Source organism: Kitasatospora putterlickiae, assembly GCF_039527695.1.
Taxonomy (GTDB): Bacteria; Actinomycetota; Actinomycetes; order Streptomycetales; family Streptomycetaceae; genus Kitasatospora; species Kitasatospora putterlickiae.
Genome location: NZ_BAAAKJ010000041.1, coordinates 2,538 through 5,245, shown reverse-complemented (window position 1 = coordinate 5,245; position 2,708 = coordinate 2,538). Strand labels below are relative to the sequence as shown.

Annotated in this window: 2 protein-coding genes; both read right to left on the bottom strand. The window is 76.8% G+C overall.

Annotated features, from left to right (window positions below; translation table 11 throughout):
* Positions 1 to 522 (bottom strand): DUF4184 family protein (locus tag ABD308_RS04845; protein ID WP_344326155.1); only part of this gene is annotated, 522 nt, incomplete at its 3' end.
* A gap of 779 nt (positions 523 to 1,301) precedes the next feature.
* Complete coding sequence (locus tag ABD308_RS04840; RefSeq protein WP_344326150.1) at positions 1,302 to 2,369, bottom strand: NUDIX domain-containing protein; 1,068 nt, start codon at positions 2,367 to 2,369, stop codon at positions 1,302 to 1,304.
* Positions 2,370 to 2,708 lie beyond the last annotated feature (339 nt).

Genomic DNA, 2,708 nt, shown 5'->3' with positions numbered 1-2,708 from the left:
GGCGGCCAGCGCGGGCGCCGAGGTCCCGTACTGCAGCACCTCGTACAACGGCGGGCCGCCCGCCACCGGCCGCTCCAGCGCCGGCACCAGCCGGGACCCGAACCGCCCCGCGTGGGTGAAACCGTCCCAGCCGACGTGGCTCGCCGCCCCGACCGCCGCCGAGAACGCGAACCATCCGAGGTCCGCGCCCGACGGCAGCCCCCGCCCGGCCCGGCGGGCCGTCAGCGCCTCGGCGGCGCCCGCCCACCGGCCGGGCAGCAGCGCGACCAGCGGTCCGCGCACCAACCCGTGCCACCCGGCCACCAGAGCGGCCGCGATCGCCACGTCCACCGTCGGCACCGCCCACCAGCGGTGCGTCACCCCGCCGTGGCGGTACACCCCGGGCAGCAGCGACTCGGCGAAGAACGGCACGTCGGGCGCCAACGACCCGGCGACCAGCGCCGACGCGACCAACGGCCCACGCTCCCCCGCCGCACGCAACAACGGCAACACGGCGGCCGGATGGCTCAAGGTGAACGGCATGCCCTCATCCTGCCCCACCGGCCCACCCCCGTCTGCCCCACCCGAACACCCACCCACACCCGACCCCGATCCCGGGCAGCCACGGGACACGCGCCCTGAGGGCTCGCGCCACGTCCGCAGCCCCGGCCGGCCCTCCCCCCCCAGCTCTCCGCGCGGGCTCACACCCCCAGCGCCCGGCAACCAACCGCGCACGCCCGGTACAGCCCAGAACCACACCGGGCACGCTCACAGCACATCAGCGGCTCAGGCCAGTCCCACGGCCCCCGACCACACCCGATCCCGAGCCGGGGCGCCACGCAGGCTCACACCCGCATCGACGGTCCCGGCAGCCAGCCGCGTCGGCAGCCCCGGCCGGCCCCACGGCCAACCCTCCCCCGACCACGTAGGATCCCGAGCCGGGGCACTCCGCGCGGGCTCACACCACATCGGCGGTCCCGGTGCCCAGCGGCCGACCGCACCTGCACGGGCGCGCCGACCAGCCCACCACCTCACCGCACCCGCCAAGCGCGCCCGGTGCAGCCGGCCCAGAGCCGCACCGGGCACACTCACAGCACATCAGCGGCCCCACCCGCCTACGGCCGCTCGGCGCGACCGCCGATCGCGCCGGGCGAACTCACGCCGCATCAGCGGCCCCGGCCGGCCCATGACCACCCCTGCGGCCCTATCGCGCCGGCCTGCACGCAGCCGCAGGGCGCGCGCCCGCGCAGGCCGAGCCGCGTCGGTGCCCCCGGCCGGCCCCGCGGCCGGCCCGCCCATCGACCGCTCGTGCCGCGCGGACCTCACGCCGCGTCGGCGGTCCTGGCCAGTCCCACGCCGGCCCGTCGTCCGGCCTCCAGGTAGCGCAGCTCGCCGCAGCGGCGGGCGTCCAGCGCCGCCGCCAGGCGTCGGTGGCGGGCCGGGGGCAGCAACCCGGCGGCCTCCTCCAGGCTGACGAAACGCCAGCCGCGCAGTTCCTCCTGCTGGAGCAGCAGCCCCTGTCGCGCGGTGGCGTCCAGCAGTCCGCCGTCGAAGACCAGGCGCAGCCCGCCCCGGCGCGGGCCGGTGCGCGGCTCCCAGTCGACGGCGAGCAGGCGCAGCGCGGCGGGGTCGAGGCGCAGGCCGAGTTCCTCGGCGGTCTCCCGGAGGGCGGCGTCGGTAGGTGCCTCGCCGCGCTCGACGACGCCGCCGGGGAACTCCCAGTCCGGCTTGTAGACCGGGTCGACGAGGAGCACCCGGTCCTGCTCGTCGAAGAGCAGGACGGCGGCGGCCACGGTGTCCCCGGTCGGGTCGGGGGTCTGCGCGATCGGGCAGCGGGCCGAGCCCTCGCCCACCAGCTGGGCGAGCCGGGCGGCGGTTTCGCGCGGGGTGAGGCCGGAGGTGTCGACGAGCCGGGCGTCGCGGCGCAGCCAGCGGCGGGCGGTCCGGTAGCGCGGCAGGTGTTCCAGGCACCACTGGCGGATCCGCTCGCTGCGCTCGGGGTCGTCCGGGATCTCCTCGCGCTGGGCGATGCGCTCGCGCAGGATCGTTTCTTCAGGGTCCAGGACGAGGTGGTGCACGGCGATGCCGTGGGACGCCAGCGACCCGAAGATCTCGTCCCGGTAGTCCTCCCGCAGCAGCGTCATCGGGACCACCAGCGGCCCCGGTACCTCCCCGAGCAGCGCCGCCGCCGTCTCCGGGACGAGTCGGCGCCAGGCGGGCAGGTCCTGGAAGTCCGACACCGCCGCCATCCGGTCGGCGGGAAGCATCGCGCGCAGCCCGAAGCCGACCAGCTCGGGATCGAACAGAACGCTGCCGGGCAGCAGTTCCACCAGTTCGCGGCAGGCGGCCGTCTTGCCCGCCCCGAATGTGCCGTTGATCCAGACGATCACTCACGCCCCCATGTTCTCGACCTCCCCCGGCGCCGTTCGCACCGGGCGGCGCCCCCGTCAGTCGTGCCGGCGCCACCCGAGGTGGTACCCCCGCCGCGCCGGTCCCCATACCTCCACGTCCGCCCCGCTCATGGTGGTTCCCCGTTCCGTTTGACAGGGGCATGTGCCCTGTTCAGAGGGCCTGCGGTGATTCCCGTACGACCCCCGCCGCGCCGGCGCGCGCCTCCCCGGACAGCGGAGTCAGGCCTCCTCGCGCACGCCCCCGGCACACCTCCCGCGCCCCACCGTGCGCAGTGCCCCACCGAACGCAGCGCTCCCCCACCGGGCGGCACGCCGCCG